Origin of the sequence: Pseudomonas sp. GM21 (assembly GCF_000282215.1) — a bacterium.
Lineage (GTDB): Bacteria > Pseudomonadota > Gammaproteobacteria > Pseudomonadales > Pseudomonadaceae > Aquipseudomonas.
The window spans coordinates 87,800-113,959 of sequence record NZ_AKJS01000190.1; the positions used below are offsets into that span (position 1 = coordinate 87,800).

Consider the following 26,160-nt stretch of genomic DNA (forward strand, 5'->3'; position numbering starts at 1 on the left):
ACGCCATCTAATTCAGGAGTTCGTTCGACATGCTGTATTTGTCCCGCCTTACCTCGCTGGCCCTGACGATCGCCCTGGTGATCGGCGCGCCTCTGGCGTTCGCCGCTCAACCAGCGACGACTGTCGCGCCTGCGGGCACTGCCGCGACGACCAAGGCACCGCTGCCTCTGGATGAGTTGCGCACCTTTGCCGAGGTCATGGACCGGATCAAGGCTGCCTATGTCGAGCCCGTAGATGACAAGACCCTGCTGGAAAACGCCATCAAAGGCATGCTCAGCAACCTGGACCCGCACTCCGCCTACCTGGGCCCGGAAGATTTCGCCGAGTTGCAGGAAAGCACCAGCGGTGAATTCGGCGGCCTGGGCATTGAAGTCGGTGCCGAAGACGGCTTCATCAAGGTGGTTTCGCCCATCGATGACACCCCGGCCTCCAAGGCTGGCATCCAGGCTGGCGACTTCATCGTCAAAATCAACGGCGCGCCGACTCGCGGCCAGACCATGACCGAAGCCGTGGACAAGATGCGCGGCAAGATCGGCCAGAAAATCACCCTGACCCTGGTGCGCGACGGCGGTACCCCCTTCGACGTAACCCTGACCCGCGCCACCATTCAGGTGAAGAGCGTGAAAGCGCAGTTGCTGGAGAATGGCTACGGCTACATCCGCATCACTCAGTTCCAGGTCAAGACCGGCGAAGAGGTCTCCCAGGCCCTGGCCAAGCTGCGCAAGGAAAACGGCAAGAAGCTCAAAGGCATCATCCTCGACCTGCGTAACAACCCGGGCGGTGTGTTGCAGGCTGCGGTGGAAGTGGTCGATCACTTCATCAAAAAGGGCCTGATCGTCTACACCAAAGGCCGTATCGCCAATTCCGAGCTGCGCTTCAACGCGACCGGCAAGGATGAAAGTGAAGCCGTGCCAATGGTTGTGCTGATCAACGGCGGCAGTGCCTCGGCATCGGAAATTGTCGCCGGTGCCTTGCAGGATCAAAAACGCGCCGTGGTGATGGGCACTACCAGTTTCGGCAAAGGCTCGGTACAAACCGTGCTGCCACTGAACAACGACCGCGCCCTGAAGATCACTACCGCGTTGTACTTCACCCCGAACGGCCGCTCGATTCAGGCCCAGGGCATCGTCCCGGACATCGAAGTACGCAAGGCCAAGATCACCACCGAGCAGGACAGCGAGTACTTCAAGGAAGCCGATTTGCAGGGGCACCTGGGCAACGGCAACGGCGGCGCCGACAAGCCGACCAGCTCCAGCGGCAAAGCCAAGGCTAAGGCCATGCCGCAAGATGATGATTACCAGTTGGCCCAGGCCTTGAGTCTGCTCAAAGGGTTGAACATCACGTCCGGCCGCTGAGATGCTCCAGCGGTTCATCCTGGGTTTGTTACTCAGCCTGACGGGTACTGCTCACGCAGCGCCCGTCGAGGCGGCCCCGCAAAAAGCCTATCTCAGCCTGATCATCGATGACCTGGGGCAGAACTTGCCCCGGGATCGCCGCGTGCTGACCCTGCCCGGCCCGGTGACCGCGGCGATCATGCCCGACACGCCCCACGCCACTGAATTCGCCCGCGAAGCCCATCGCGCCGGCAAGATCGTTATCCTGCACATGCCCATGGACCCGGCCACGGGGCCGTTCGCCTGGCACCCGGACTTGCCGATCTTAGAGCTGGAAAAACGCCTGAATGCGGCCTTCAAGGTCGTGCCCTATACCGCGGGCATCAACAACCATATGGGCAGCCGAATGACCGCCCAGCCGGCCGCCATGGCCTGGTTGATGGCGGACTTGCAGCAGCGGCACAAAGTTTTCGTCGACAGCCGCACCAGCGCGCAAACCGTTGCCGCCGCGCAGGCGCAGAAGATTGGCTTGGCCAGCGTTTCGCGGGATGTGTTTCTGGATGATGAGCGCACCGAAGCGGCCATCTTCACCCAGCTACAAACAGCGATCAGCCTGGCGCGCAAGCAGGGTTCGGCGGTGATGATCGGGCATCCGTATCCACAGACATTAGCGGTGCTTGAACGTGAATTGCCCAAGCTCAAAGCCCAGGGCATCGACTGGATCGACATCAAACAGATGATCAGCTTGCGCGGCAATCGTGCAACGGCAGCGCACGGCAAGGATGGCCAGTACCGCCTCCCGACTGCCCGATAATTCCTCGCAGCCCACTCCATTTTCGCGATAACTATTTATACCTGCCGGTACACCACCGCGTGCCACGATAGCGCTCACCCTGAATTTCATCACCAAGGAATGGACATGAAATCCCTCAGCTTCTTTTACTTCGCGGGCCTGATTGGCCTGCTGGTTATATCCGCCGTGCAGGCCCGCGACCTGGGCGAAGGCGCAGTCAACGACTCACCCTCAAGGGCACTGCAAAACAGCGAACATTTTTATGAACTCTGGAGCGGCGTGGGACGACTCATTCTTCAATCGGGCGAGACCTGCAGCGCCGTTCTACTGGATACGCGAAACAGGCAAGGCCGAGCCACCGGCCCTGCTTACCTGCTCACCAGCGGTCATTGCGTGTTGTTTCAGTACGGCTCGGCGCGGACCAATCTGCCTTTGAAAGCCAGCGTCACTTTCCACTACTTTCATGACATGCCTCAGCGTAGGCGCCGATACTCCATCCGGACTGCCCTTTGGAGCAGTCTGGTCGGGACCGATCTTGCAGTACTGGAAGTCGACGCAACATTGGCGTCGCTGATACAGGCCGGGGTCAACCCGCTCAAGCTGGCGACCCATCAAACCAACGAGAGTCATGATGCGCTTAACATTGGCGCGCCGGGCGGCTTTACCGAACAAGGGCTTCGATTGAGTGCCTGCGCTGAGCAAACCGCCGCAACCTTCATCGACCATCCCGGGGTGTTCCCTTTGGCCATGAAAAACAGCTGCGACCTTTATGCTGGCAGCTCCGGTAGCCCGATGTTGAACCGTCACACCAACGAAATCACCGGCATCGTCAGTAAGGTCGCAGCTCTGCGCAATGTGCCGGTTACCCCAGAATGTGAAAGTTCGTCATCCTGCAAGGCAGCACGTTTCAACTACAGCTACACCGCCGACTTTCTGCACTACTGCTTTATCGAGGGTGTATTCACTAATGACGGACCGAACTGTTCTCTGGAACCGGTTGAACTGACCGTCATGGAACCCTGGAATCTCAAGTCAAACGTTCATAGAACGCAAAGTGCGGCGGGACAGATCCTGTTACCCACCTGGGACTTCAGGTTCACCCTTGAGGCGCCCTTCTTTCGCTACAAAACTGTCCGTAACGCCAGAGACTGCAAGTCTACCGACAACTACAGCACCGCCATCAGCACTGAAGACGCTTACATCAATGCTGAAATCGGGCCACCCAACGGCGCGCATGCACTCTGCATTATCGGCGTCGGCTCCCGGCAACAGCACCTGACCCGCGCGAAATTAAACAACGTGTTCACGCGGGCCGTGTACTTGAGCGCGACGCCAGATGTTCCGTCTCAGGCAATGTCGAGATAATTGCTACAGGTACCGCGCCATGATCTCGTCCACCTTGCCTTCCATGCGCAGTTGATCCAGCGCAGCCTGAAGCTTGGCCACCATCTCGTCCGGCACGTCTTTGTTCAACGCCAGGTACAGTTCGGCGCTATTGAAGCGCAGAACCGTTTTCAGACCATTCACGCCTTCCTGCCGCGCCAGATAGCGCCCGGCCGGATCACCGGTGGCCCATAAATCAATTTGGCCGTTGACCAGTTTCTTCGCATTGTCCTGATCGCGCAGCACAACGATCGGATTCAATCCCTGCTTGGCGAGTGTCTCGGCAATCGCATCGCCCTTATAGGCGCCGATCTTGTATTTACGCGCGTCATCCAGCGTTTCGAGGGTGATCGTGGTGTCGGCCTTGGCGAGCATGATCCAGTCATCCGGGCCAATCGGACCGACCCACTTGAAGAGCTTCTCGCGATCAGGCAAGCGCGCCATCACGAACACGCCGTAACCGGGTTTTTCCAGGGTGAGTTTGTAGATTCGCTCCCAAGGAAAACGCAGCGTCAGGCTATAAGTGATGTCGGCACGCTTGAACATTTCGCGGACAATGTCCACGGCGATGCCATTGATGTTCTCGCCTTGAGCGAAATTTTTGCCGTTCTTCGCCATGTTGTATGGCGGGAAATTTTCCGTCAGCAACACCAGGTCGGTATCGGGGCTTTCTGCGGCATGCGCTCCGCTGATAAACAACAGGGAGGCACTGGCGAGGACTAGAAGAAGGCGTTTGAGCATGTCTGGCTACCGAAATCCATGGCGTACCCAAGAGTGCCTTGAGCCCGCCATGATGTCCACTGGCCTGTATTGATTGTTTAGCGCATGACGATGCCGCGATGCGCCATGTAGGCCTTGGCTTCCTGCACCGTGTACTCACCGAAGTGGAAAATACTCGCCGCCAATACCGCACTGGCGTGGCCTTCGAGGATGCCATCGGCCAAATGCTGCAGGTTGCCGACACCACCGGAAGCGATCACCGGAATCCCCAGGGCATCGCTGATGGCACGGGTCACGCCGAGGTCGAAGCCGTTTTTCATGCCGTCCTGGTCCATGCTGGTCAGCAGGATTTCACCGGCACCGAGGCCTTCCATTTTCTTCGCCCATTCAACGGCGTCCAGACCGGTAGGCTTGCGACCACCGTGGGTGAAGATTTCCCAGCGCGGGGTTTCGCCCGGCAGTGAAACCTTCTTGGCATCGATGGCGACGACAATGCATTGCGAACCGAAATGCTGCGCCGCTTCGCCGACAAACTCGGGATTGAACACGGCTGCGGTGTTGATCGAAACCTTGTCCGCGCCAGCATTCAGCAGATTGCGAATGTCCTGCACGGTACGCACACCGCCGCCCACGGTCAGCGGGATGAACACCTGGCTGGCCATGCGCTCGACGGTATGCAGCGTGGTGTCGCGGCCATCGACGCTGGCAGTGATGTCGAGGAAGGTAATCTCGTCCGCACCCTGTTCGTCGTAGCGACGGGCGATTTCCACCGGGTCGCCGGCATCACGGATGTTCTCGAACTTGACGCCCTTGACCACCCGGCCGTTATCCACGTCCAGGCAAGGGATGATGCGCTTGGCTAACGCCATGGGCTTAATCTCCGATTAAGAGTTGCAAGCTTTAAGCTTCAAGCTGCAAGTAGGAGCGGATCGCGGCCGCGCTGTTAACTTGCAGCTTGCAGCTTATGACTTGGAGCTGGCCGCGTAGCCATCACAAAAAGCTTGGGCTTCTGCCACATCCAGCGTGCCCTCATAAATCGCCCGACCGGTGATCGCACCGATGATGCCTGGCGCTTTCGCGTCGAGCAGCGACTTGATGTCACCGAGATTGTGGATGCCACCGGAAGCGATGACCGGGATCTTCGTTGCGGCGGCCAGCGCAGCGGTGAACGGTACGTTGCAGCCCTGCATCATGCCGTCTTTGGCGATGTCGGTATAAACGATCGCGGATACGCCGTCGGCTTCGAACTGCTTGGCCAGGTCAATCACCTGAACGGTGCTGATTTCTGCCCAGCCGTCAGTGGCGACAAAACCGTCTTTGGCATCCAGACCCACGATTACTTTGCCCGGGAACGCGCGGCAGGCTTCAGCAACGAAGGCCGGATCTTTCACGGCTTTGGTGCCGATGATCACGTAACTCACGCCGGCTTTGACGTAGTGCTCGATGGTTTCCAGCGAGCGGATACCGCCGCCGATCTGGATCGGCAGGTGTGGGTAGCGCTTGGCGATCGCGGTGACCACTTCGCCATTGACCGGCTGGCCTTCGAAAGCGCCGTTCAGGTCGACCAGATGCAGACGACGGCAACCGCCTTCCACCCACTTGGCAGCCATGCTCACCGGGTCATCGGAGAACACCGTGGAATCTTCCATGCGGCCCTGGCGCAGACGAACACAGGCACCGTCTTTGAGATCGATAGCGGGAATAATTAGCATGCTTTTCCTTCGTCAAAGAGCTGCAAGCTGCAAGCTATAAGCTGCAAGCACGCACGCGTTTCTACTTCTTGCAGCTTGCAGCTTAAAGCTTGCCGCTGCTCCTATTCTTTCTCGAGCGCCCACAAGTCGCTTTCGATGCTTTCGAACCTCTCTTTGAGGTGCGTCTGCACATCGAAAATCGCCCTGTTGTAATAATGCGGAGCAATTTCACGGGTAAACAGCTCAAGGATTTCGGCCGCTTCGAAAGAACCCAAGTCCAGTTCGAAGCGATCCTCCATGAAGCGTTTGATCTTGTGATTGGCCTCGTTCTCCTGTTCGGGAGTGAGGGTCAGGATCGGCGGCTTCGTTTTCTTGACAGCCATTTACCAGCGACCATCCCACGCAGCGAAGTTCTGCAGCAATTGCAGGCCATGGGTATGGCTCTTCTCCGGGTGGAACTGCACGGCAAAACGCGAGCCTTCGGCCAGCGCCGCAGCGAAATCGACACCGTAGTGACCGCCACCCACCACCTGCCGCGCGTTGCCGGCGGCGATGTAGTAGCTGTGCACGAAGTAGAAACGCGCCAGGTCCGGAATGTCGTGCCACAGCGGGTGACTCGCCTTCTGCTTCACTTCGTTCCAGCCCATGTGCGGGACTTTCAGGTGTTCGCCGTCTTCATGCAGGTCTTTGCCGAAGAACTTCACCGCGCCCGGAAACAGGCCGATGCAGTCGACGCCATCGTTCTCTTCACTGCTGTCGAGCAAGGCTTGCATGCCGACACAGATGCCGAGGAACGGACGGTCCTGGCTGACCTCACGCACCAGCGAATCGAAGCCCAGGCGACGGATCTCCGCCATGCAATCGCGAATCGCACCGACACCGGGGAAAACCACCCGGTCGGCTTCGCGAATCACATCGGCATCGCTGGTGATCAAGACCTTGCCGGCACCGACGTGCTCGAGGGCCTTGGCCACCGAGTGCAGGTTGCCCATGCCGTAATCGATAACCGCGACCGTCTGCATTACAGAACGCCTTTGGTCGATGGCATCTGACCGGCCATGCGGTCATCGAGCTCTACGGCCATGCGCAGTGCGCGGCCGAAGGCCTTGAACACGGTTTCGATCTGGTGGTGGGTGTTGGTGCCACGCAGATTGTCGATGTGCAGGCTAACGAGCGCATGGTTGACGAAGCCCTGGAAGAATTCCTGGAACAGGTCAACGTCGAAGCCGCCGACAGTGGCGCGGGTGTAGGGAACATGCATCTGCAAGCCTGGGCGGCCGGAGAAGTCGATCACCACGCGCGAAAGCGCTTCATCGAGCGGCACATAGGCGTGACCGTAGCGACGGATGCCTTTCTTGTCGCCGATGGCTTTGGCGAAAGCCTGACCCAAAGTGATACCGACGTCTTCCACAGTGTGGTGATCGTCGATATGCAGGTCGCCCTTGCTGACAATATCCAGGTCGATCAGCCCGTGACGGGCGATCTGGTCCAGCATGTGCTCAAGAAAAGGAACACCGATATCAAATCGGGCCTTTCCGGTGCCATCCAGGTTGATCGAGGCTTTGATCTGGGTTTCCAGAGTGTCGCGCTCGACTGACGCCATACGTTCGGCCATCACCAGCTCCGCAAAATCATTGGGCGAAAAAGGCAACCATTATAGGGGCGCGGGGCGGAAACAGAAACACGATACGTAATATCCCTGACGGGCTGAACCCGGCGCTGTCGGGGATAGACATGTCCATACAAGCATCGAGAGTGCGCTGATCGCTCCCACGCTCTGCGTGGGAGTGCAGCCCCGGATGCTCCGCGTCCTCTTCGAATGTGACGCAGAGCGTCACGGGAGGCATTCCCACGCAGAGCGTGGGAACGATCAGGTATCAGTAAACTTAGTGGAAAAGGATCGCCGTTTTCTGCAGGGTCACCCAAACACCCCACGCCAACGGAATACCCACCACCAGCCACGCAGCCACCGCCAACGGCTTGGTGCCCGCGCCCGCTTTCCACTCCAGCACAGTGCTGCTGTCAGCACCTTTGTCGTGGCCCAGCGCCTGTTCGGCAGCCAGTTCAGCGTCGGTCATGAAGTACTTGTCAGCCACCGGGCGCACCAGCAGATTGCACAGAAAACCCAGCACCAGCAGGCCTGCAAGAATGTACAAGGTGATGTCGTAAGCGGCAGCGCGCTCAACGCCGATGCTCAGCTGATATTCACGCAGGTAGTTCACCAACACCGGACCCAACACGCCCGCTGCCGCCCACGCAGTCAACAGACGACCGTGGATCGCACCTACCATCTGCGTACCGAAAAGATCCGCCAGATAAGCGGGAACGGTCGCGAAACCACCGCCGTACATCGACAGGATGATGCAGAACGCGGCCACGAACAGCGCGACGCTGCCCAGATGACCAAGGTTCGGGATTAGTCCATACAGGGCAAAGCCCAAGGCGAAGAACACGAAGTAGGTGTTTTTACGGCCCAGGTAATCGGAGAACGAGGCCCAAAAGAACCGGCCACCGATGTTAAACAGGCTCAGCAAACCGGTGAAACCGGCCGCAATCGCCGCAATCGAAGCCAGTTGCCCGGCGTCCAGCTGACCGAATGGCAGGTCCACGCCAATCAATTTACCGCCGAACACCTCCTGCAACAGCGGCGACGCCATGCCGAGGATGCCGATACCAGCCGAAACGTTCAGGCACAACACCAGCCACACCAGACGGAATTGTGGAGTTTTCCAGGCGACGTTCACATGAACGTGGCGGTGGGTAATCATCGCGTTCGCGGCTTTTTTCGCCGGAGCGGTCCAGCCCTCAGGCTTCCAGCCGGTTGGCGGAACGCGGTAGGACAATGCGCCACCGATCATGAACACGAAGTAGATCGCGGCCATCACCAGGAAGCTCTGCCATACGCCCACGCTATCTGCCGAAGCGAAATGGCTCATCAGGGCTGCGGCCAGCGGAGCACCGACCATCGCACCACCGCCAAAACCCATGATCGCCATGCCGGTCGCCATGCCGCGCTTGTCCGGAAACCACTTGATCAACGTCGATACCGGCGAGATATAACCCAACCCCAGGCCAATACCCCCAATAACCCCGGAGCCGACCCACATCAGCCAGATCTGGTGGGTATAGATCCCCAGTGCTGAAATCAGCAGACCACCGCACCAGCACAGCGCCGATACAACGCCAGCCTTACGTGGTCCGGCATGTTCCAGCCAGCCACCCCAGATCGCTGCCGAGCAGCCGAGGAAGATGAAGAACAAGGTGTAGATCCAGCCGAGCATCGAGATCGGCCAGTCGCATTGCGAGGAGAAAATTTGCGAAACGAAGCTCATGTCCGGCGCGCAGGCAACCGGCTTGGTCACACCCAGCGCCTTGGACAGTGGCAACCAAAACACCGAGAATCCGTAGGCCATGCCGATGCAAAGGTGGATGGCCAGCGCGGCCGGCGGTACCAGCCAACGGTTGAAACCGGGCTTGGCGATGATGCGCTCCTTGGACAGGAACGCAGGCTGGCCGGCTACGAGGCCGTCCGCCGTGATGCTCGTGGTCATTGTGTATCCCCCAATTATTAGTAGGGTTCGCCAGCCACTTTTCACCCCCAGCTTCTATGCGCACGCATGACTGTTTTATTGAGCGAAGCTGCTTTTTGTGCGGCATCTCGTCGCAGCAGGACGGACGAACGGGCAAAGGTTACCATTTCAGCGAGACAGAAAAGCCAAAGTGATATCACCTTTTGTAAGTCTTCCGCTCTCGTATCTCTAAAGGAGACTCCATGCCGATCTTTGTCGAAACGCTGACCGAGGCCACTTATCAGGATCAGCAAGACCTGCAGAAAATTTACCGCGACGCCCCGGACTGGCTGTACGCCCCGTTTTCAGGGGGCATACAGCTGATCGAAGGCTGCTTGCGGGACGGTTCACTGATCGCCGGACGCTTCAACGATCGACTGCTCGGCGCGGCCCGTTTGCAACAGCATCAGGACGTCTGGCACTTGTCCCAACTTTGCGTACGAAAAATTACCCGTCGGCGTGGTGTCGCCGAACGCTTGGTGAACGAAGCGCAAAAAATGGCCTCTGAGTCGGGCGCCACGCTTCGCTTGCTGGCCCCCGCCGGGCACCTTGAAGCCCAGGCGCTTGCAGCCAAGCTGAAACTGCCACTGGATGTAATGCCGGCAGATATCGCCTGACCGGTCGTCCCCTTCAGAGCGCTATACTCCCGGGCTAAATTTCGAATTCGACTATCTACAAGGACTCGCCCATGAAAGCGTTCGGCAAAATCCTGGGTCTGGTACTTCTCGGGCTGTTGCTGATCATTGTGGCGCTGGGCTTTGCCCTGACCCACCTGTTTGATCCCAACGACTATAAAGACGAGATTCGCCAGATTGCCCGCGACAAGGCCCACATCGAGCTGACGCTCAATGGCGATATCGGCTGGAGCCTGTTCCCGTGGCTGGGCCTGGAGTTGCACGAGGCCAGTGTCGCGACCCTGGCCAAGCCGACGGAACCGTTCGCCGACTTGCAAATGCTTGGCCTGTCAGTGCGCGTGCTGCCGCTGCTGCGCCGTGAAGTACAGATGAGCGATGTCCGTGTAGAAGGCCTGAACCTGCGCCTCAACCGCGACAAGGACGGCCATGGTAATTGGGAAGATGTCGGGAAGGTCCCGACGCCAGCCACCCCGACCACGCCACCGGCCACTCCTGGCGAACCTGCACCCGCACCGGAAACCACCGTCCAGGTAGAAAAACCGGCCCAGCCCATTCGGCTGGACATCGACAGCCTGACCGTGAACAACGCCCGCGTTGAATACAGCGACGAGAAAACTGGTCGGCAGTTCAGCGCCGAAAGCATCCAGCTGAGCACAGGCCCGGTGCATGACTCGACCAACATCCCGGTCAAACTCACCGCGTTCCTCGGCACCAACCAGCCGGTTTTGCGGGTGCGCACCGAGCTCACCGGTGAGTTGCGTTTCGAGCGCGCACTCCAACGCTACAAATTCGAAGACATGAAAATGTCCGGCGAAGTCGCGGGTGATCCGCTGCAAGGTAAAACCATGACCTTCGCTGCCCATGGTCAATTGTTACTGGATAAAGCCGCGAACGTCGCCGAATGGACCGGTATCAAGATCTCCGCCAACCAATTGCGCGCACTGGGTGAACTCAAGGTCAACGACCTGGACAAGACGCCGCAGATCAGCGGCGGCATTTCGATTGCCCAATTCGACCTTGCGACATTCGTCGACAGTATTGGCCAGAAGCTTCCGGCCATGGCCGAAGGCAGTTTGAGCAAAGTCGAACTGGTCAGCCGCGTTGCCGGCACGCCGACCAGCGTTTCGTTCGATAACATCAACCTGAAAGTCGATGACAGCACCTTCAGTGGTCGCATCGCCGTCGAGGATTTCGCCAAACAGTCGCTGCGCGCAGCCCTGAAGGCCGACACGTTCAATGTCGACCGCTATCTGCCACCCAAATCCGCCGAAGCCAGCAGCGCGACACAGGTGCGCCAGGCTGAAGTCGCCAGCACCGAGGCCAATGCAATGGCCGGCGCGGGCAGCACACCACTGCCGGAGTCGCCAACCAAGGAGGCGTGGAGCACCGCACGCCTGCTGCCGGTTGAACGCTTGAGCAAACTCGACGTGGACGCCGACCTGACCTTTGGCCAGTTGACCCTCGACAAGCTGCCGATTCACAACGCTGCGTTCAAGGCCACGGGCCTGGGCGGCCTGCTGACCCTGGAGAACCTGCGCGGCGATCTGTACGACGGCAACTTCGAAACCAAGGGCACCCTCGACGTGCGCCAGCCAGAACCCGCGCTGAGCTTGCAGACAACCCTCAACAAAGTACCGGTAGAAAAAGTCCTCGAAAGCCAAGGCAAAAACCCGCCGGTCAAAGGCCTGGTGACGCTCAACAGCGCGCTGACCGCCAGCGGCAACAGCCAGAAAGCGCTGATCGACAGTCTCAACGGCAATGCCAGTTTCGTCATCAACAATGGCGTGCTGCTCAATGCCAACCTTGAACAACAGCTGTGCAAAGGCATCGCCACCCTGAACCGCAAAACCCTCAGCGGCGAGCCACGGGGCAAGGACACGCCATTCCAGGAACTCAAGGGCAACCTGACCTTCCGTAACGGCGTGGCCAGCAACCCGGACCTGAAAGTGCGCATCCCGGGCATGACCGTGAATGGCGACGGCGACGTCGATCTGCGCGTGCTGGGCATGGACTACCGCGTTGGCATCCTCATCGAAGGCGATACAAGTGCCATGCCGGACCCGGCCTGCCAGGTCGGCGACAAATATGTCGGTATCGTTTGGCCGCTGCGTTGCCGGGGACCGCTGGAGCTCGGCGCCAAGGCCTGCCGTCTGGATAACGAACGCATGGGCCAGGTGGCGAGCAAACTGGCAGGCGACAAGATCAGCGAAAAAATCGACGAGAAGCTGGGCGACAAAGTCAGTCCTGAACTGAAAGACGCATTGAAGGGGCTGTTCAAGCGATGAGAGCCGAGCAGTTTTCATCGGCGGTGTTGGACTGGTATGACCGCCATGGCCGCCACGACTTGCCCTGGCAACAGGGGATCACCCCGTATCGGGTGTGGGTCTCGGAGATCATGTTGCAGCAAACCCAGGTCAGCACCGTGCTCAATTACTTCGACCGCTTCATGGCCTCGCTGCCAACGGTCGAAGCCCTGGCCGCCGCGCCGGAAGACGAAGTGCTGCACCTGTGGACCGGACTGGGGTATTACACCCGGGCGCGCAATCTGCAGAAGACCGCGAAAATTGTCGCCTGCGAATACGGCGGTGAATTTCCCCGGGATGTGGATAAGTTGGTTGAGCTGCCAGGCATCGGGCTATCCACCGCCGGTGCAATCGCCAGCCTGAGCATGGGCCTGCGGGCGCCGATCCTCGACGGCAACGTCAAACGCGTCCTGGCGCGCTTTACCGCGCAAGAGGGTTATCCCGGGGAGCCGAAGGTCGCCAAACAGCTCTGGGCCAACGCTGAGCGCTTTACGCCGCATGATCGGGTCAACGCCTACACCCAGGCGATGATGGACCTGGGCGCCACGCTCTGCACCCGCAGCAAGCCGAGTTGCCTGCTCTGCCCCCTGCAACAGGGCTGCGAAGCGCACATGCTCGGCCTGGAAACCCGCTACCCCGTCCCCAAACCGCGTAAAACCGTGCCACAGAAGCGCACGCTGATGCCCATGCTCGCCAACGGCAAAGGCGCGATTCTGCTTTACCGGCGCCCTTCCACGGGCCTGTGGGGCGGTCTCTGGAGTTTGCCGGAGCTCGATGACCTCGACGATCTGCAACATCTGGCCTCGCAGCACTCACTGGAACTGGACAGCCAACAAGCGCTGCCGAGCCTGGTGCACACCTTCAGCCACTTTCAGTTGTCCATCGAACCCTGGCTGGTCCGGGTTCAGGAGTCCGGCCACCACGTGGCCGAGGCCGACTGGCTCTGGTATAACCTCGCCACCCCGCCGCGCCTGGGCCTTGCCGCCCCGGTCAAAACCTTGCTCGAACGCGCGGCCGCCGTATTGAACGCAGGAGAGTCGTCATGACCCGCACCATCATGTGCCGCAAGTACAAAGAAGAATTGCCCGCCCTCGAACGCGCCCCCTTCCCCGGCGCAAAAGGTCAGGACATTTTTGACCACGTTTCGGCCAAGGCTTGGGCCGACTGGCAAAAACACCAAACCCTGCTGATCAACGAAAAACGCCTGAACATGATGAACGCCGAAGATCGCAAATATCTGCAGGGCGAGATGGACAAGTACTTCTCCGGCGAGGATTACGCCAAGGCTGACGGCTACGTTCCGCCAGCTGAATAATCCCGATTTCTCGGGGGTCGGATCGTAAGCGACGGTAATAATTAAAATTTTTTTGAAAACTTTCTTGACGACCCCCTGAAAAACCAGTTTAATGCGCCCCGTTGCCCAGATAGCTCAGTCGGTAGAGCAGGGGATTGAAAATCCCCGTGTCGGCGGTTCGATTCCGTCTCTGGGCACCAAATACCGAAAACCCTGAATCGCAAGATTCAGGGTTTTTTTATGCCCGGGATTTGATGAAGCACTGTTCCAGTCACCCTCAAAGCGCCAAACGAAGCATCCCCCCCACCTCCTCGCGCCACGCCAGCTAGCACCTGCCCCCCTTCCGAAGCCGAGTCCGGAGAGGCATCAAGCATTGGTGAACAGCCCTTCTCGCAATCTCTCGGGTTTGTCGGAACGCTCCGAAGGCTTTAACGGAAGTGGATGACATACCCTGATCATCGGCTTGGGCAGAATCGTGGGAGGAGCTGCCGCATAACCGGGAGCAGATTCGCAACAGGGATGTAGACAATGACTGACGCCATCAAACGGAATGTCGAAAACGTTGAGCTTCTTACTGGCCAGGACATCAGAATTTTCAGCTTTGATATTCGGCAGTCAACATGGCTTCACAGGTTCGCCGAAGATCTGGCCGCCATCGGCGGGCCGCAGGCACCAGGCGCCAACTCCAAAGCATCGCTGGCAGCCACCGAATTAAAGTTCTCGTTTTCGAAAGACCAATGCGAACTGCTAAGCGAAGCAACTCCACTCGACTACCCACTGACGCAAGAGTCGGCCATGGTCATCAATAACGTCCGATCCCTGCACTGTCGCGATGTCATCAAAGACAACAGACGGGTCCTGGTACGTATTTTCGGGCTTTCAAAATTTTCTTCCCCTGTCGTTATTTCAGAGGATCCGTTGCTGCTGCAGGGTTGATTTTTTAAGTGTTCAAACTGCTGAACGACCAGTCATGTGATTACTGGCCAATAACTATAAAAGAGGGAATGAAATGTCTTGGGATTTGATTGGCATGTTGGCGCTTGTCGCTTTTTACGCCGGTTTTTTTGATGCGATTGCCGGCGGCGGAGGCTTGATCACCTTACCTGCATTGTTTCTGGCCGGTGTAGATCCGATCAGTGCAATTGCAACGAACAAGTTCCAGGCCGCTTCGGCAGCCGCCCCGACCCTGCGCAGGGTCGGCGGTCGATTCCGTCTCTGGCACCCGATAACGAAACCCTGAATCACAAGATTCAGGGTCTTTTTATGCTTTGGTTTTGTTAACGATCAAGAATCGCGACCACGGGGCCACCCTTCCGACCTGAAACCCACCCCCTTCACTCTCTAGTGTTCCAGTTAAACACCAGATTCTTCGCACCAGCACTGGCGACATCTGCCGTGTCACGTTTCGTCTCACCATTGCGCGTTGCCACGACCGTGTACTTGCCAGGAGGTAACTGGACGTAAACCAACGGACCTGCCTGACTCAGCGTCAGCACTGGCCCTTGAGCGTTCTGAATAATCAAATCAACGTCCGGAATGTATTTGCCTTCCACCCCGACAGAAAAAGTCATGCGCAGGTTATAACCAGTTGTTTGCTGGATGGCCTTCGCTTCATCCTCGCCAATACCACCGGACAAGTAAGCAATTCCGTTTTGTTCCTGCCGCTGAATCTGCACACCTGAACTGTCGACGGGCTCAAGGCTGGCCGCATTCAGCATCGCCGGGAACGCCAGGACGCCGACAGCAACAAGGGACAACATGAATGCACGCACGTATTTCATGATGACGACTCCCGGGCTCCGCAGAACCCTATCGTTTCCTAATTTTTTGATTTTCCGGACGCCGGTCAAGTTTTAGATTGATTCGATCTTGGGTTCACTGCGAAACGGACTACACCCTGTATTCCACAAATACGCCCCGCCGTCGGCTTGGTCCTGCCAAACGAATCCGGCAATTCCTTCCGACTTTCCAGCGTCGTACTGCATCGCCGCCCCATGCTCTCTTGCCATCCTCTTCCGCCTGCTCCTCCAGCCACGGAAGACTTCATGACCATCGTCAAAACCGATAACACTCAAAATCCACAACTTGCCTCTCTGGTGGGTAGCCTTGGCGAACTGATCCGCCAGGCACGCCTGAAAGCGCTTCGAGCGGTTGATACCGCTCAAGTACAAACCAGCTGGCAGATCGGGCGGCATATTGTTGAGTTCGAGCTGGAGGGGGCTCGTAGAGCGGGGTATGGGAAGCAGTTGTTGGCGACACTGGCGAAAATTCTGACAGCCGAGTTCGGGAAAGGCTTTGACGCTTCCAACCTTCGATACATGCGCCAGTTCTATCAAGCCTTCCCAATTTGTGACGCACTGCGTCACGAATTGAGCTGGACCCACTACCGCAGATTACTGCGCGTCGACAACGACCATGCACGTCAGTGGTACATGAACGAGTCAGCCCTCCAGAACTGGTCGAGTCGCGCTCTGGAGCGTCAGATCAATACGCTCTATTACGAACGCTTGCTGGCAAGTCGCGACCGGCCTGCGGTCAAGGAGGAAGCCGCCACCAATATTCAGAAAATGGTCACCAGCCCAAGAGACTTTATTCGGGACCCGGTGGTGTTGGAATTTTTGGGCTTGCCCAATGCGGGCCTGATCCTGGAAACCGAACTTGAACAAGCGTTGATCAACCACCTTCAGAGCTTCTTGCTCGAACTGGGTAAAGGCTTCGCCTTCATCGCCCGCCAGCAACGCATCAGCACCGAAAGCAAAGACTTCTACTTCGATCTGGTGTTTTACAACTACCTGCTCAAATGCTTTGTCATCTTCGATCTCAAACGCGGGGAACTGACCCATCAGGATGTCGGCCAGATGAACATGTATGTGCGCATGTACGACGACCTCAAACGCGGACCGGAGGATGGCCCCACTGTCGGCATCATTCTTTGCGCACAGAAAGATGAATCGGTGGTTCGTTATTCCGTGCTGGAGGGCAATGAACAACTGTTCGCCAGCAAATACAAACTGGTGTTACCGAGTGAGGAGGAACTTCGAGCGGAGCTGGATCGAGAACGAGCGCTACTCGAAGATCGGCTGCTCAATCAGAATCGCCGATAAAAATGGGCGGATTGTCCGAATCCGTCATGAAGACTATCGTTGGCAGCTACGCGCAAAGGTCCGTCACCGATGAATTTCAATGACACGCCTGCACTGGCGCCTGCTCAGATCGAGCTGCCATTGCCTGCAACCGCACCCGGCGACCCCTTCAAGGAGCCCGCCGCAGACGGCTTCATCCTCGGCGGTTTCACCTGGCGGCACACTCCGCAGGCCCCTGCACGCCCCGTCGTGATCATCAACGCCGCCACCTCCGTGCGCTGCCGGCATTACTCACGTTTCGCCGATTACCTGTTCGCCAACGGGTTCGATGTCATCACGTACGATTACCGTGGCATCGGTGAATCACGTCCCGCCTCGCTCAAAGACCTCGACGCCTCATGGACCGACTGGGGCGCGCTGGACTTTGAGGCGATGCTCAAGCGCGCTGAGCGTGAATTCCCCGGCCAGCCCATCGACGTCGTGGGTCACAGCTTTGGCGGCTGTGCAGCGGGTCTGGGAGCGTCCGGGCATATCATTCGACGAATGGTGACAGTCGGCGCGCAATTCGCTTACTGGCGCGATTATGCGCCCGCCCATCGCTGGCGGATGTTTGGCAAGTGGCATGTGGTGATGCCGTTGATGACGATGTTCCACGGCTACTTCCCCGGCAAGCGCCTCGGCTGGCTGGAGGACACACCAGCCGGCGTAGTTCGCGACTGGACTACACCGACCGCCCGTTATGAAACGCGCCCCAGCGGTCGACGCCTCCATCGTGGAACCGGCCGACTGCCCTTTGAGCGCGTCAGCGCAAAAATCCTCGCGATCAGCATCAGTGACGATCCTTACGGTACGATTTCAGCCATCGAACGCCTGCTCGGCTACTTCACCGACAGCACCAGCACCCACCTGCGAATCGCCCCCGAAGACATCGGCGAAGCAGAAGTCGGACATTTCGCCTTTTTTCGCAGCGCATACCAAGCCACACTATGGCCCATTGCATTGTCCTGGCTGCAAAACGCCGAGCTGGCCCCCGACACACCCGGGCGGCAAGTCCCGCGCAGCTGAGCCCTCTCAACGAATACGGAACGACACCCATGGCCTCCGCCAACAAACAGCAAAAACGCGCCACCCGCGCCAAAGCCAAGGCCAAGCAGAACCGCACCCAACGGGCCGCTGCGCCGGTCGAGCTGGACCCGAACGATGATCGCATCGACTTCGAATCGGTGGACCTGACCGAACTGTTCAAGAAAATGATCGACGCCGAAAAGACCAGCCAGCAAGCGATGTGCGTGGCGTTCCTGGAAGACCCGCTGCTGGAGCTGGTCTATGAGCAGGAAGGCGAAGAAGGCGCGATGGACTTCATCCTCGCCGCACTGATCGAGTACCGCCAATGGTCGACCGAAGTGGACGAAGCCGGCGCCCTGGCGTGGATCGAATCACCGGCCTTCCAGGCTGACTATGTGGCAGCGTCCGATATCATCGCCGCCCAAACCCAACAGAAAGCAAACTGAGTTCCCATGGCATCCCTGAACAAGCAACAGAAACGCGCCAAGCGCGCAAAGGCCAAAGCCAAGCAAATCAACATCCACGGCAGAAAACCCGCCGCGCTGGACGATGACCTGGAAGACATCGGCGAGCCGATCCCGGAATACACCCTGGCGATGTTCAGCAAGATGCGTGACGCAGAAGCCAACAGCCGCAGCGACATGCTACAGATCCTGCTGTCAGACCTCGCCGGAATCATCAGCGACCATCCAGAATTGCTGGACATGGAAAACGCCGACAACGAAGCCATGGCAGCCACCCACCTGGCCGCCGACATGCTGATCGACTACCGCATGTGGGCCGATGGCATGGACCGTGAAACGGCTCAGGCCTGGCTGACCGATCCACAGTTCATCACCGACTTCGGTAATGCGCTGGATAGCTATCGTCAGGCGCTGGATGCGCAGGAAGCAAAGAGCGAATAAACGCTACTGCCAGTAACAAAAACGGCCGCTTGTCATCACTGACAGCGGCCGTTTTTGCAAGCCACCCAAAAAGATCAACGTGCTACCTCTCGTCAGTGAAGGATGTATATCCCATTGACATATCCCTCTACGAATCTATTCTTTGGACTCACTAAACGCGCAGAAACGCCGGAGGCCAGAAATGGAACAGACCACCCTTTTCATGAGTAATCGAAGCCAGGCTGTCCGACTTCCGAAAGCCGTGGCAATGCCAAGCGATGTGAAACGAGTCAACGTAGTTGCCATTGGCAGGGCTCGCATCATTACCCCGGCAGACGAAACCTGGGACAGCTGGTTCGACGGCGATGGTGTGAGCACAGACTTTATGACCAATCGCGACCAGCCCGCAGATCAGGAGCGAGAGTCGTTCTGATGATCAAATTCATGCTCGATACCAACATCTGCATCTTCACCGTCAAAAACAAACCGCAAATCGTAAGAGAAGCCTTCAACCTTCATGACGGTCAGCTGTGCATCAGCGCAGTAACGCTCATGGAGTTGATCTACGGCGCCGAAAAATCTGCGACTCCAGAAAAAAATCTCGCTGTGATCGAGGGCTTCGCCGCACGTCTTGAGGTCTTGCCTTTCGACAACGAAGCCGCTGCACACACCGGAATGATTCGGTCAGAGCTGGCAAAGGCTGGAACTCCCATTGGCCCCTATGACCACATGATTGCCGGACATGCGCGCTCACGCGGGCTCATTGTTGTAACGAACAACGTGCGCGAGTTCGTACGAGTTCCAGGACTACGGGTAGAAGACTGGGTTCATCCCATTTAAACCGGACACCACTAACGAAACAAAAACGGCCGCTTGTCATCACTGACAGCGGCCGTTTTCGTATCAACAACAATTGGCTTGAGTCTGAACCCTCAGCTCGCCAACACTGCGCTCATCTTTTCATTACGACGACGGCGAGCTACCAGCAAGCCTGCCGCTACCACCAGCAGGGCCAGCAGGCCCGTCGCTAGAATCTCCACGCGATGCGCTTCCTGGAACAGCATGATGGTCAGGGCCGCGACGATGAATACGATCACCGCGTAAGTCAGGCCCGGGAACAGCCACATGCTGAAGACGATTTTCTCGCCGCGCGCCATGCGCTTTTTGCGCATGCGCAGTTGCGAGATCGCAATGACCAGGTATACCAGCAGAGCGATGGCGCCGGAGCTGGCCAGCAGGAATTCGAACACCGCTGCCGGAGCCACGTAGTTGGCGAATGTCGCCAGAAACGCTGCGCCAGTGGACAACATAACTGCCCAGTAAGGCGTGCCACTTTTGTTGGTGCGAGTGGAAACGGCTGGCGCATCACCGCGCTTGCCCAGGGAGAACAACATGCGTGACGACGTGTAGAGCGCCGAGTTCAGGCAGCTGGTTACGGCGACCAGTACCACGATGTCGACAATCATCTTGGCGTTCGGGATGCCCATGCGATCAAGCACGGTCTGGTACGAACCGACGCTGGCCAGAATCGGGTCGTTCCATGGCACCAGGGCCACGACGATGAAGATCGAAACCAGGTAGAACAAGCCGATCCGCCAGATCACCGAGTTGGTGGCCTTGGAGATTTGCTGGCCAGGGTTCTTCGATTCAGCGGCCGCAATGGTCACGATCTCGGTGCCCATGAAGGAAAACATGGTGGTCAGGATCGCGCCCAATACCGCGCCCATGCCGTTTGGCAGGAAGCCTTGGGTGTCGAACAGGTGCGAAACGCCGCTGACCTGACTGTTCGGCAGGAAGCCGAAGATCGCCAGAACGCCGAGAATAATGAAACCAATGATCGCCACAACCTTGAGCAGGGCGAACCAGAACTCGAATTCACCGTAGTTCTTCACGCTGAACAGGTTGGTCACGGTCAGCAGCATCGTGATGACAAGGGCGAAAGCCCAGATGTCCACACCAGGGAACCAGGCATGCAGGATAGTCGCGGCGGCATTGGCCTCCAGCGGGATAACCAAAACCCAGAACCACCAGTACAACCAGCCGATGGTGAAACCGGCCCAGTGACCGATCGCGCGATCGGCGTACGTCGAGAAGGAGCCGGTGTCCGGCGAAGCAACGGCCATTTCGCCGAGCATGCGCATCACCAGCACGACCAGCATACCGGCGGCTGCGTATGCCAAGAGCACGGCCGGACCTGCCGCTGCGATGGCGTGACCGGAGCCAACGAACAAGCCGGCGCCGATAACACCGGCAATCGACAGCATGGTCACATGACGCGGTTTGAGCCCCTGTTCGAGGCCATTGGAGCTTGGGGTGCTGCTCATTGAAACTACCTTTGTAAGGAAAAGCGAATGCGTGCAACCCGTCTTGATTTCTTTCTCGTAAAAAGAAACCAACAGGGCGTTCTGGATTCTGTACGCAATAATTACGCCAAAATATTTCAAACCCTTCTATTACGGCGATCTGGACCTGACCGGACAGTCATCGCAAGCCATTGAAATCAATGGCACTTTGCCAGAGCGTTACCCTGCGACTCACTTTGGGAACGAATGCGCGCACCGGAAACACACCCGGAAAATGCTCGACGCACAATAAATGTGCAGATCAGGAACGTTTGGCCGGTTAGCGCTTCCAACACCCCGCCAAAGCTGGCAACATCGCGCCTTTTTTTACGCGACACCCGCCGGGCAACTGGTTCAAACGGCTGTTCGGTTGATAGCAGCGCGACAGTCTGCTGTAGCGATGCGACAACCTGCCACGTCACTTCCGTTTACCGCCCGTAGCGCTGTTGGCTGCCATTCAAACGCTATGCTAGCTTGGCCGCCTCGCCAGGAAGGCCGCCAACAGCAGGAGTGAAACACTATGAGGAACGCACATGGCTGAGGCCGCGCCCGCGCTTGAAATCCGCAATTTGCACAAACGCTACGGACAGCTTGAAGTGCTCAAAGGCATTTCGCTGACCGCCCGCGACGGCGACGTGATCTCGATCCTGGGCTCTTCCGGTTCCGGCAAATCCACGTTCCTGCGTTGCATCAACCTGCTGGAAAACCCGCATCAGGGCCAGATCCTGGTGGCCGGCGAAGAACTCAAACTCAAAGCCGCGAAGAACGGCGAACTGGTCGCTGCCGACGGCAAGCAGATCAATCGGCTGCGCAGCGAGATTGGTTTTGTATTTCAAAACTTTAATCTCTGGCCGCACATGAGCGTGCTCGACAACATCATCGAAGCGCCGCGCCGCGTGCTCGGTCAAAGCAAAGCCGAAGCCATCGAAGTCGCCGAAGCCTTGCTGGCCAAGGTCGGTATCGCCGACAAGCGTCACGCGTACCCGGCGCAACTGTCCGGCGGCCAGCAACAACGCGCAGCAATCGCCCGTACCCTGGCGATGCAGCCCAAGGTGATCCTGTTCGACGAGCCCACCTCCGCCCTTGACCCGGAAATGGTTCAGGAAGTACTTAATGTCATCCGCGCACTGGCCGAAGAAGGCCGCACCATGCTGCTGGTCACCCATGAAATGGGCTTTGCCCGTCAGGTGTCCAGCGAGGTGGTGTTCCTCCACCAGGGCCTGGTAGAAGAGCAAGGATCGCCACAGCAGGTGTTCGAAAACCCGCTTTCGGCGCGCTGCAAACAATTCATGTCCAGCAACCGCTAACGGAGCTTCCCGCATGCAGAACTACAAAAAGGTCTTCCTGGCTGCCGCCGTCACCCTGGCGTTCAGCGCCGGTGCCATGGCCGAAACCCTGAAGATGGGCATCGAAGCGGCCTACCCGCCGTTCAACAATAAAGATGCCAGTGGCAATGTCGTCGGCTTCGACAAAGAAATCGGCGATGCCCTGTGCGCGAAGATGAAAGTCGAGTGCACCGTGGTCACTTCCGATTGGGACGGCATCATCCCGGCCCTGAACGCCAAGAAGTTCGACTTCCTGATCTCCTCGATGTCGATCACCGATGAGCGCAAGGGCGCGGTGGACTTCACCGACCCGTACTACTCGAACAAGCTGCAATTCATAGCACCGAAAAACGTCGACTTCAAAACCGACAAGGCTTCCCTGCAAGGCAAAGTGATCGGCGCACAACGTGCGACCCTCGCCGGCACCTGGATGGAAGACAACATGGACGGCGTCGAAGTCAAACTCTACGACACCCAGGAAAACGCTTATCTGGACCTGACTTCCGGTCGCCTGGACGGCATCCTCGCCGACAAGTACGTCAACTACGAGTGGCTGAAAAGCGACGCCGGCAAGTCGTACGAATTCAAGGGCGACCCAGTGGAAGAAAGCGACAAGATCGGTATTGCCGTGCGTAAAAACGATCCAATCCGCGAGAAGCTGAACATCGCATTGAAAGAAATCGTCGCTGACGGCACCTACAAAAAAATCAACGACAAGTACTTCCCGTTCAGCATCTATTGATTCTGACCTGCCGGACCGGCGCCGTACGCTAACGGCGCCAGTCCATGGCATTGCCTGCCGCGATTTGAAAAGAAACCCATGACTATCGATCTCTACGGATTCGGCCCCGCGCTCGCCGCTGGCGCGCTGATGACTGTAAAACTGGCACTCTCGGCCTTGTGTCTCGGGCTGGTGCTCGGTTTGCTCGGCGCCTTGGCCAAGACGTCCCCGTACAAGCCGTTGCAATGGCTTGGCGCTACTTATTCGACACTGGTTCGCGGCATTCCGGAATTGCTCTGGGTGCTGTTGATCTATTTCGGCACGGTCAACCTGATGCGTGCCCTGGGCGAGTTTTTCGGCAATCCCGACCTCGAACTCAATGCTTTTGCTGCTGGGGTGATCGCGCTGGGGCTGTGCTTTGGCGCTTACGCCACCGAAGTGTTTCGGGGTGCGATCCTGGCAATCCCCAAAGGTCACCGTGAAGCCGGCGTGGCGTTGGGCCTGTCGAAATTTCGCATCTTCACCAAACTGATCATGCCGCAGATGTGGCGCATCGCCCTGCCGGGCCTTGGCAATCTGTTCATGATCCTGATGAAAGACACCGCGCTGGTATCGGTCATCGGCCTGGAAGAAATCATGCGCCACGCGCAAATCGGCGTGACCGTCTCCAAGCAACCGTTCACCTTCTATATGGTGGCCGCGTTCATGTACCTGGGCCTGACCGTGCTCGCCATGAGCGGCATGCACTTAATGGAACGACGTGCCGCTCGCGGCTTCGCGAGGAGCACCCAATGAACTGGGAAGTCATCATCAAGTGGCTACCGAAGCTGGCCCAAGGCGCAACACTGACCCTGGAGCTGGTGGCCATCGCAGTAATCGCCGGGTTGTTGTTGGCGATCCCTTTGGGCATCGCGCGTTCGTCGCGACTCTGGTACGTGCGGGCCTTCCCCTACGGCTACATCTTCTTTTTCCGTGGCACGCCGTTGCTGGTTCAGCTGTTCCTGGTCTACTACGGCCTGGCGCAGTTTGATGCAGTGCGTACCAGCTCGATGTGGCCATACCTGCGCGATCCGTTCTGGTGCGCCACCGCCACCATGACCCTGCACACGGCGGCCTATATCGCCGAAATCCTGCGCGGCGCGATCCAGGCAATTCCGCCGGGTGAAATTGAAGCGGCGCGTGCCTTGGGCATGTCTCGCGCCAAAGCACTTTTCTACATCATGCTGCCGCGTGCCGCGCGCATCGGCTTGCCGGCGTACAGCAACGAAGTGATCCTGATGCTCAAGGCCAGCGCCCTGGCCAGTACCGTGACCTTGCTGGAACTCACCGGCATGGCCCGCACCATCATTGCCCGGACTTACCTGCCGGTGGAGATCTTCTTCGCCGCGGGGATGTTCTATCTGCTGATGGCTTACGTGCTGGTGCGCGGCTTCAAGCTGCTGGAGCGCTGGCTGCGCGTCGATGCCTGCCAAGGACGTTGATGCCTCCAGCGTGCTGACGGGCGAGGACCTGCTCGCCCGCTTCATCGCGCTGGATGCTTTTCTGATTGAGCATCAGGCGCTGTGGAAGCCACGACCGTTCACTCATCTGCAACTTCCCTGGGAAGCGTCCTACCCGCAATTGGCGCTTTGGCTACGCGGGCGCTCGCTGGAAGATGCAGAAAACAGTCATAACCAACCTTGTTTACTGAATGCGCCGGAGCCGTTTGCTTCATTGGCGGCGTTATCGCTTGAGCTAAGCGCGGTAGGTGAGCTGCCGGCACATACGCTGGTAGCCGCCGGGCATCGGCTGATTGTCGATGTGCCGGGGCGCAAGTGGCAACAGATCGAGGCGTTTGCCAGTTGCCTTTCGTTTGCTGCACCGGCGAAGCATTGGCTGGACTGGTGCTCGGGCAAGGGCCATTTGGGGCGGCGTTTGCTGCAAACCGGGCAACAACTGACCTGCCTGGAGTACGACCCGGCGCTGGTGGCCAGCGGACAGGCACTCAGTCAGCGTCATCAACTGCAGGCGCTGCATGTTGAGCAAGATGTGCTCGCTCCTGGCGCGGCTTGTTTATTGAATGCTGATCACACCCCTGTAGCCCTGCACGCCTGCGGTGATCTGCATGTGCGATTGATCCAGCTCGCCAGCGCGGCAGGCTGCAAACAACTAGCTATCGCGCCGTGCTGCTACAACCGCATCGGTCTGACCGAGTATTCACCGATATCCCTGGCCGCCAAAGGCTCTACCCTACAACTTTCCCTCGACGACCTCGCGCTTCCCATGAGCGAAACCGTCACCGCAGGTGCCCGTGTGCGACGTCAGCGTGATACCTCGATGGCCCGGCGCCTGGGTTTCGACCTGCTGCAACGGCAACTGCGCGGTGTTGATGAATACCTGCCTAGCCCTTCCCTGCCGAGTTCCTGGCTGGAAAGATCCTATGCCGATTACTGCCATCATCTGGCCGCACTGAAAGAGTTATCCACAGTCGGCCTGCAAGACTGGCTCGCACTCGAAGCAGCCGGTTGGCAACGATTGGCGCAAGTACGAAATCTGGAGCTACTACGCGGACTTTTCCGACGCCCGTTGGAGCTATGGCTGGTACTCGACCGGGCACTTTTCCTTGCAGATCAGGGTTACACCGTTCGCCTCGGCACCTTCTGCGAAACCCCGCTCACGCCCCGTAATTTCCTGCTTTTAGCGGAACGTCCATAAAAGCCACAGCCTGTGGATAACTCTGTTGATGGAATTTTCGTGGATCCAATGCCCGCGCCTGTTTCATGGGTGAAACGACACTGTTCAATTTTTGTACACCTGCAAAAAAAACTGGAAAAACAGCGATTTGCGAACAAATGAGAACGGGCCCACAAAAACAGTAATGAACGAGGCATTGCACCAGCTCCGTTGTGCATAAGCATTTAACACAAAGGACATAAGCGCCTAAATCCGGACGTCTCAGAGGGAAAATTGCACCGTTTCCCGACTCTTGTTATACAAACACGCAAGGGCGCCGACAGCGCGGCCACGAACAAGAAAATT

28 protein-coding genes, 1 tRNA gene and 1 pseudogene are annotated in these 26,160 nt (G+C 58.2%); 21 read left to right on the forward strand and 9 right to left on the reverse strand.

The features are described from left to right. Window positions 1–29 precede the first annotated feature (29 nt). The 3 genes from PMI22_RS02155 (at window position 30) to PMI22_RS02145 (ending at window position 3,492) form a co-directional block, all read left to right on the forward strand. Window positions 30–1,355, forward strand: coding sequence for a S41 family peptidase (locus PMI22_RS02155; RefSeq protein ID WP_007949032.1), 1,326 nt, complete (start codon window positions 30–32; stop codon window positions 1,353–1,355). 1 nt (window position 1,356) lies between these two features. Beyond that, the gene (locus PMI22_RS02150) at window positions 1,357–2,148 is read left to right on the forward strand and encodes a divergent polysaccharide deacetylase family protein (protein WP_007949034.1); all 792 of its coding nucleotides are present in this window, start codon (window positions 1,357–1,359) and stop codon (window positions 2,146–2,148) included. Window positions 2,149–2,253: 105 nt separating this feature from the next. After that, window positions 2,254–3,492, forward strand: coding sequence for a trypsin-like serine peptidase (locus tag PMI22_RS02145; RefSeq protein WP_007949035.1), 1,239 nt, complete (start codon window positions 2,254–2,256; stop codon window positions 3,490–3,492). Between the two features lie 3 nt (window positions 3,493–3,495). On the opposite strand, the gene PMI22_RS02140 is transcribed toward PMI22_RS02145, so the two are convergent. The 7 genes from PMI22_RS02140 to PMI22_RS02105 all read right to left on the reverse strand — a co-directional run bounded on the left by PMI22_RS02140 (window position 3,496) and on the right by PMI22_RS02105 (window position 9,472). Beyond that, complete coding sequence (locus PMI22_RS02140; protein WP_007949036.1) at window positions 3,496–4,251, reverse strand: substrate-binding periplasmic protein; 756 nt, start codon at window positions 4,249–4,251, stop codon at window positions 3,496–3,498. A 77-nt stretch (window positions 4,252–4,328) separates the two neighbouring features. Then, a complete protein-coding gene (gene hisF / locus PMI22_RS02135; protein WP_007949037.1) occupies window positions 4,329–5,099 on the reverse strand; it encodes an imidazole glycerol phosphate synthase subunit HisF in 771 nt (256 codons plus the stop codon). A gap of 93 nt (window positions 5,100–5,192) precedes the next feature. Continuing rightward, window positions 5,193–5,942 (reverse strand): 1-(5-phosphoribosyl)-5-[(5-phosphoribosylamino)methylideneamino]imidazole-4-carboxamide isomerase, encoded by a 750-nt coding sequence (gene hisA, locus PMI22_RS02130; protein ID WP_007949038.1) that lies wholly within the window; start codon window positions 5,940–5,942, stop codon window positions 5,193–5,195. A 101-nt stretch (window positions 5,943–6,043) separates the two neighbouring features. Continuing rightward, window positions 6,044–6,304: a DUF2164 domain-containing protein gene (locus PMI22_RS02125; protein ID WP_007949039.1), complete on the reverse strand. Its 261-nt coding sequence runs from the start codon at window positions 6,302–6,304 to the stop codon at window positions 6,044–6,046. Next, window positions 6,305–6,943 carry an imidazole glycerol phosphate synthase subunit HisH gene (hisH, locus tag PMI22_RS02120; protein ID WP_007949040.1) on the reverse strand — a complete coding sequence of 213 codons (639 nt, stop codon included), beginning with the start codon at window positions 6,941–6,943 and terminating at the stop codon, window positions 6,305–6,307. It lies immediately after the preceding gene. Further along, window positions 6,943–7,536, reverse strand: coding sequence for an imidazoleglycerol-phosphate dehydratase HisB (hisB, locus tag PMI22_RS02115; protein WP_007897437.1), 594 nt, complete (start codon window positions 7,534–7,536; stop codon window positions 6,943–6,945). Before hisB ends, hisH begins: the two co-directional genes overlap by 1 nt. A 271-nt stretch (window positions 7,537–7,807) precedes the next feature. After that, entirely contained in the window at window positions 7,808–9,472 is a 1,665-nt protein-coding gene (locus PMI22_RS02105; RefSeq protein ID WP_007949043.1) for an OFA family MFS transporter, read from the reverse strand. Window positions 9,473–9,693: 221 nt separating this feature from the next. Here PMI22_RS02105 and PMI22_RS02100 point away from each other — a divergent pair, with 221 nt between their 5' ends. From PMI22_RS02100 to PMI22_RS02070, 7 genes and pseudogenes are all read left to right on the forward strand, one after another. Next, the gene (locus PMI22_RS02100; RefSeq protein ID WP_007949044.1) at window positions 9,694–10,107 is read left to right on the forward strand and encodes an acetyl-CoA sensor PanZ family protein; all 414 of its coding nucleotides are present in this window, start codon (window positions 9,694–9,696) and stop codon (window positions 10,105–10,107) included. A 71-nt stretch (window positions 10,108–10,178) separates the two neighbouring features. Then, entirely contained in the window at window positions 10,179–12,410 is a 2,232-nt protein-coding gene (locus PMI22_RS02095) for an AsmA family protein (RefSeq protein WP_007949045.1), read from the forward strand. Then, complete coding sequence (gene mutY / locus PMI22_RS02090; RefSeq protein ID WP_007949046.1) at window positions 12,407–13,474, forward strand: A/G-specific adenine glycosylase; 1,068 nt, start codon at window positions 12,407–12,409, stop codon at window positions 13,472–13,474. The genes PMI22_RS02095 and mutY overlap by 4 nt, the downstream gene beginning before the upstream one ends. Next, window positions 13,471–13,743, forward strand: coding sequence for an oxidative damage protection protein (locus PMI22_RS02085; RefSeq protein ID WP_007949047.1), 273 nt, complete (start codon window positions 13,471–13,473; stop codon window positions 13,741–13,743). The genes mutY and PMI22_RS02085 overlap by 4 nt, the downstream gene beginning before the upstream one ends. Before the next feature lie 103 nt (window positions 13,744–13,846). Continuing rightward, a tRNA-Phe gene (locus PMI22_RS02080) sits at window positions 13,847–13,922 on the forward strand. Between the two features lie 328 nt (window positions 13,923–14,250). Continuing rightward, a complete protein-coding gene (locus PMI22_RS02075; RefSeq protein WP_007949048.1) occupies window positions 14,251–14,658 on the forward strand; it encodes a hypothetical protein in 408 nt (135 codons plus the stop codon). 73 nt (window positions 14,659–14,731) lie between these two features. Next, window positions 14,732–14,923, forward strand: a pseudogene (locus PMI22_RS02070) (TSUP family transporter); the annotation flags it as partial. 133 nt (window positions 14,924–15,056) lie between these two features. Here PMI22_RS02070 and PMI22_RS02065 read toward each other — a convergent pair. Beyond that, window positions 15,057–15,503 carry a hypothetical protein gene (locus PMI22_RS02065; protein ID WP_007949050.1) on the reverse strand — a complete coding sequence of 149 codons (447 nt, stop codon included), beginning with the start codon at window positions 15,501–15,503 and terminating at the stop codon, window positions 15,057–15,059. Window positions 15,504–15,767: 264 nt separating this feature from the next. Between PMI22_RS02065 and PMI22_RS02060 the strand changes: the two genes are divergently transcribed. The 6 genes from PMI22_RS02060 (at window position 15,768) to vapC (ending at window position 19,594) form a co-directional block, all read left to right on the forward strand. After that, the gene (locus PMI22_RS02060; RefSeq protein WP_007949051.1) at window positions 15,768–16,826 is read left to right on the forward strand and encodes a PDDEXK nuclease domain-containing protein; all 1,059 of its coding nucleotides are present in this window, start codon (window positions 15,768–15,770) and stop codon (window positions 16,824–16,826) included. Window positions 16,827–16,895: 69 nt separating this feature from the next. Next, window positions 16,896–17,870: an alpha/beta hydrolase family protein gene (locus tag PMI22_RS02055; RefSeq protein ID WP_007949052.1), complete on the forward strand. Its 975-nt coding sequence runs from the start codon at window positions 16,896–16,898 to the stop codon at window positions 17,868–17,870. A gap of 29 nt (window positions 17,871–17,899) precedes the next feature. Next, a complete protein-coding gene (locus PMI22_RS02050) occupies window positions 17,900–18,316 on the forward strand; it encodes a hypothetical protein (RefSeq protein WP_007949053.1) in 417 nt (138 codons plus the stop codon). A gap of 6 nt (window positions 18,317–18,322) precedes the next feature. Beyond that, window positions 18,323–18,775 (forward strand): hypothetical protein, encoded by a 453-nt coding sequence (locus PMI22_RS02045; RefSeq protein WP_007949054.1) that lies wholly within the window; start codon window positions 18,323–18,325, stop codon window positions 18,773–18,775. A gap of 181 nt (window positions 18,776–18,956) precedes the next feature. After that, on the forward strand, window positions 18,957–19,187 hold the full coding sequence (vapB, locus tag PMI22_RS02040; protein WP_007949055.1) for a type II toxin-antitoxin system VapB family antitoxin: 231 nt from the start codon (window positions 18,957–18,959) through the stop codon (window positions 19,185–19,187). Beyond that, window positions 19,187–19,594, forward strand: coding sequence for a type II toxin-antitoxin system tRNA(fMet)-specific endonuclease VapC (gene vapC / locus PMI22_RS02035; RefSeq protein WP_007949057.1), 408 nt, complete (start codon window positions 19,187–19,189; stop codon window positions 19,592–19,594). Before vapB ends, vapC begins: the two co-directional genes overlap by 1 nt. Before the next feature lie 92 nt (window positions 19,595–19,686). On the opposite strand, the gene gabP is transcribed toward vapC, so the two are convergent. Next, window positions 19,687–21,078: a GABA permease gene (gene gabP / locus PMI22_RS02030; RefSeq protein ID WP_007949058.1), complete on the reverse strand. Its 1,392-nt coding sequence runs from the start codon at window positions 21,076–21,078 to the stop codon at window positions 19,687–19,689. Between the two features lie 551 nt (window positions 21,079–21,629). On the opposite strand from gabP, the gene PMI22_RS02025 reads away from it, so the two are divergent. From PMI22_RS02025 to PMI22_RS02005, 5 genes are all read left to right on the forward strand, one after another. Continuing rightward, entirely contained in the window at window positions 21,630–22,403 is a 774-nt protein-coding gene (locus PMI22_RS02025) for an ABC transporter ATP-binding protein (protein ID WP_007949059.1), read from the forward strand. Between the two features lie 13 nt (window positions 22,404–22,416). Then, a complete protein-coding gene (locus tag PMI22_RS02020) occupies window positions 22,417–23,163 on the forward strand; it encodes an ABC transporter substrate-binding protein (RefSeq protein ID WP_007949060.1) in 747 nt (248 codons plus the stop codon). A 78-nt stretch (window positions 23,164–23,241) separates the two neighbouring features. Continuing rightward, the gene (locus PMI22_RS02015) at window positions 23,242–23,937 is read left to right on the forward strand and encodes an ABC transporter permease (protein WP_007949061.1); all 696 of its coding nucleotides are present in this window, start codon (window positions 23,242–23,244) and stop codon (window positions 23,935–23,937) included. Next, window positions 23,934–24,623: an ABC transporter permease gene (locus PMI22_RS02010; RefSeq protein ID WP_007949062.1), complete on the forward strand. Its 690-nt coding sequence runs from the start codon at window positions 23,934–23,936 to the stop codon at window positions 24,621–24,623. Before PMI22_RS02015 ends, PMI22_RS02010 begins: the two co-directional genes overlap by 4 nt. Next, window positions 24,604–25,836, forward strand: coding sequence for a methyltransferase (locus PMI22_RS02005; RefSeq protein ID WP_007949063.1), 1,233 nt, complete (start codon window positions 24,604–24,606; stop codon window positions 25,834–25,836). The genes PMI22_RS02010 and PMI22_RS02005 overlap by 20 nt, the downstream gene beginning before the upstream one ends. Window positions 25,837–26,160 lie beyond the last annotated feature (324 nt).

Coding starts and splice junctions, on each gene's coding strand:
- PMI22_RS02155 (WP_007949032.1), top strand. CDS start 30: ATGCTGTATTTGTCCCGCCTTACCTCGCTGGCCCTGACGATCGCCCTG.
- PMI22_RS02150 (WP_007949034.1), top strand. CDS start 1,357: ATGCTCCAGCGGTTCATCCTGGGTTTGTTACTCAGCCTGACGGGTACT.
- PMI22_RS02145 (WP_007949035.1), top strand. CDS start 2,254: ATGAAATCCCTCAGCTTCTTTTACTTCGCGGGCCTGATTGGCCTGCTG.
- PMI22_RS02140 (WP_007949036.1), bottom strand. CDS start 4,251: ATGCTCAAACGCCTTCTTCTAGTCCTCGCCAGTGCCTCCCTGTTGTTT.
- hisF (WP_007949037.1), bottom strand. CDS start 5,099: ATGGCGTTAGCCAAGCGCATCATCCCTTGCCTGGACGTGGATAACGGC.
- hisA (WP_007949038.1), bottom strand. CDS start 5,942: ATGCTAATTATTCCCGCTATCGATCTCAAAGACGGTGCCTGTGTTCGT.
- PMI22_RS02125 (WP_007949039.1), bottom strand. CDS start 6,304: ATGGCTGTCAAGAAAACGAAGCCGCCGATCCTGACCCTCACTCCCGAA.
- hisH (WP_007949040.1), bottom strand. CDS start 6,943: ATGCAGACGGTCGCGGTTATCGATTACGGCATGGGCAACCTGCACTCG.
- hisB (WP_007897437.1), bottom strand. CDS start 7,536: ATGGCCGAACGTATGGCGTCAGTCGAGCGCGACACTCTGGAAACCCAG.
- PMI22_RS02105 (WP_007949043.1), bottom strand. CDS start 9,472: ATGACCACGAGCATCACGGCGGACGGCCTCGTAGCCGGCCAGCCTGCG.
- PMI22_RS02100 (WP_007949044.1), top strand. CDS start 9,694: ATGCCGATCTTTGTCGAAACGCTGACCGAGGCCACTTATCAGGATCAG.
- PMI22_RS02095 (WP_007949045.1), top strand. CDS start 10,179: ATGAAAGCGTTCGGCAAAATCCTGGGTCTGGTACTTCTCGGGCTGTTG.
- mutY (WP_007949046.1), top strand. CDS start 12,407: ATGAGAGCCGAGCAGTTTTCATCGGCGGTGTTGGACTGGTATGACCGC.
- PMI22_RS02085 (WP_007949047.1), top strand. CDS start 13,471: ATGACCCGCACCATCATGTGCCGCAAGTACAAAGAAGAATTGCCCGCC.
- PMI22_RS02075 (WP_007949048.1), top strand. CDS start 14,251: ATGACTGACGCCATCAAACGGAATGTCGAAAACGTTGAGCTTCTTACT.
- PMI22_RS02065 (WP_007949050.1), bottom strand. CDS start 15,503: ATGAAATACGTGCGTGCATTCATGTTGTCCCTTGTTGCTGTCGGCGTC.
- PMI22_RS02060 (WP_007949051.1), top strand. CDS start 15,768: ATGACCATCGTCAAAACCGATAACACTCAAAATCCACAACTTGCCTCT.
- PMI22_RS02055 (WP_007949052.1), top strand. CDS start 16,896: ATGAATTTCAATGACACGCCTGCACTGGCGCCTGCTCAGATCGAGCTG.
- PMI22_RS02050 (WP_007949053.1), top strand. CDS start 17,900: ATGGCCTCCGCCAACAAACAGCAAAAACGCGCCACCCGCGCCAAAGCC.
- PMI22_RS02045 (WP_007949054.1), top strand. CDS start 18,323: ATGGCATCCCTGAACAAGCAACAGAAACGCGCCAAGCGCGCAAAGGCC.
- vapB (WP_007949055.1), top strand. CDS start 18,957: ATGGAACAGACCACCCTTTTCATGAGTAATCGAAGCCAGGCTGTCCGA.
- vapC (WP_007949057.1), top strand. CDS start 19,187: ATGATCAAATTCATGCTCGATACCAACATCTGCATCTTCACCGTCAAA.
- gabP (WP_007949058.1), bottom strand. CDS start 21,078: ATGAGCAGCACCCCAAGCTCCAATGGCCTCGAACAGGGGCTCAAACCG.
- PMI22_RS02025 (WP_007949059.1), top strand. CDS start 21,630: ATGGCTGAGGCCGCGCCCGCGCTTGAAATCCGCAATTTGCACAAACGC.
- PMI22_RS02020 (WP_007949060.1), top strand. CDS start 22,417: ATGCAGAACTACAAAAAGGTCTTCCTGGCTGCCGCCGTCACCCTGGCG.
- PMI22_RS02015 (WP_007949061.1), top strand. CDS start 23,242: ATGACTATCGATCTCTACGGATTCGGCCCCGCGCTCGCCGCTGGCGCG.
- PMI22_RS02010 (WP_007949062.1), top strand. CDS start 23,934: ATGAACTGGGAAGTCATCATCAAGTGGCTACCGAAGCTGGCCCAAGGC.
- PMI22_RS02005 (WP_007949063.1), top strand. CDS start 24,604: ATGCCTGCCAAGGACGTTGATGCCTCCAGCGTGCTGACGGGCGAGGAC.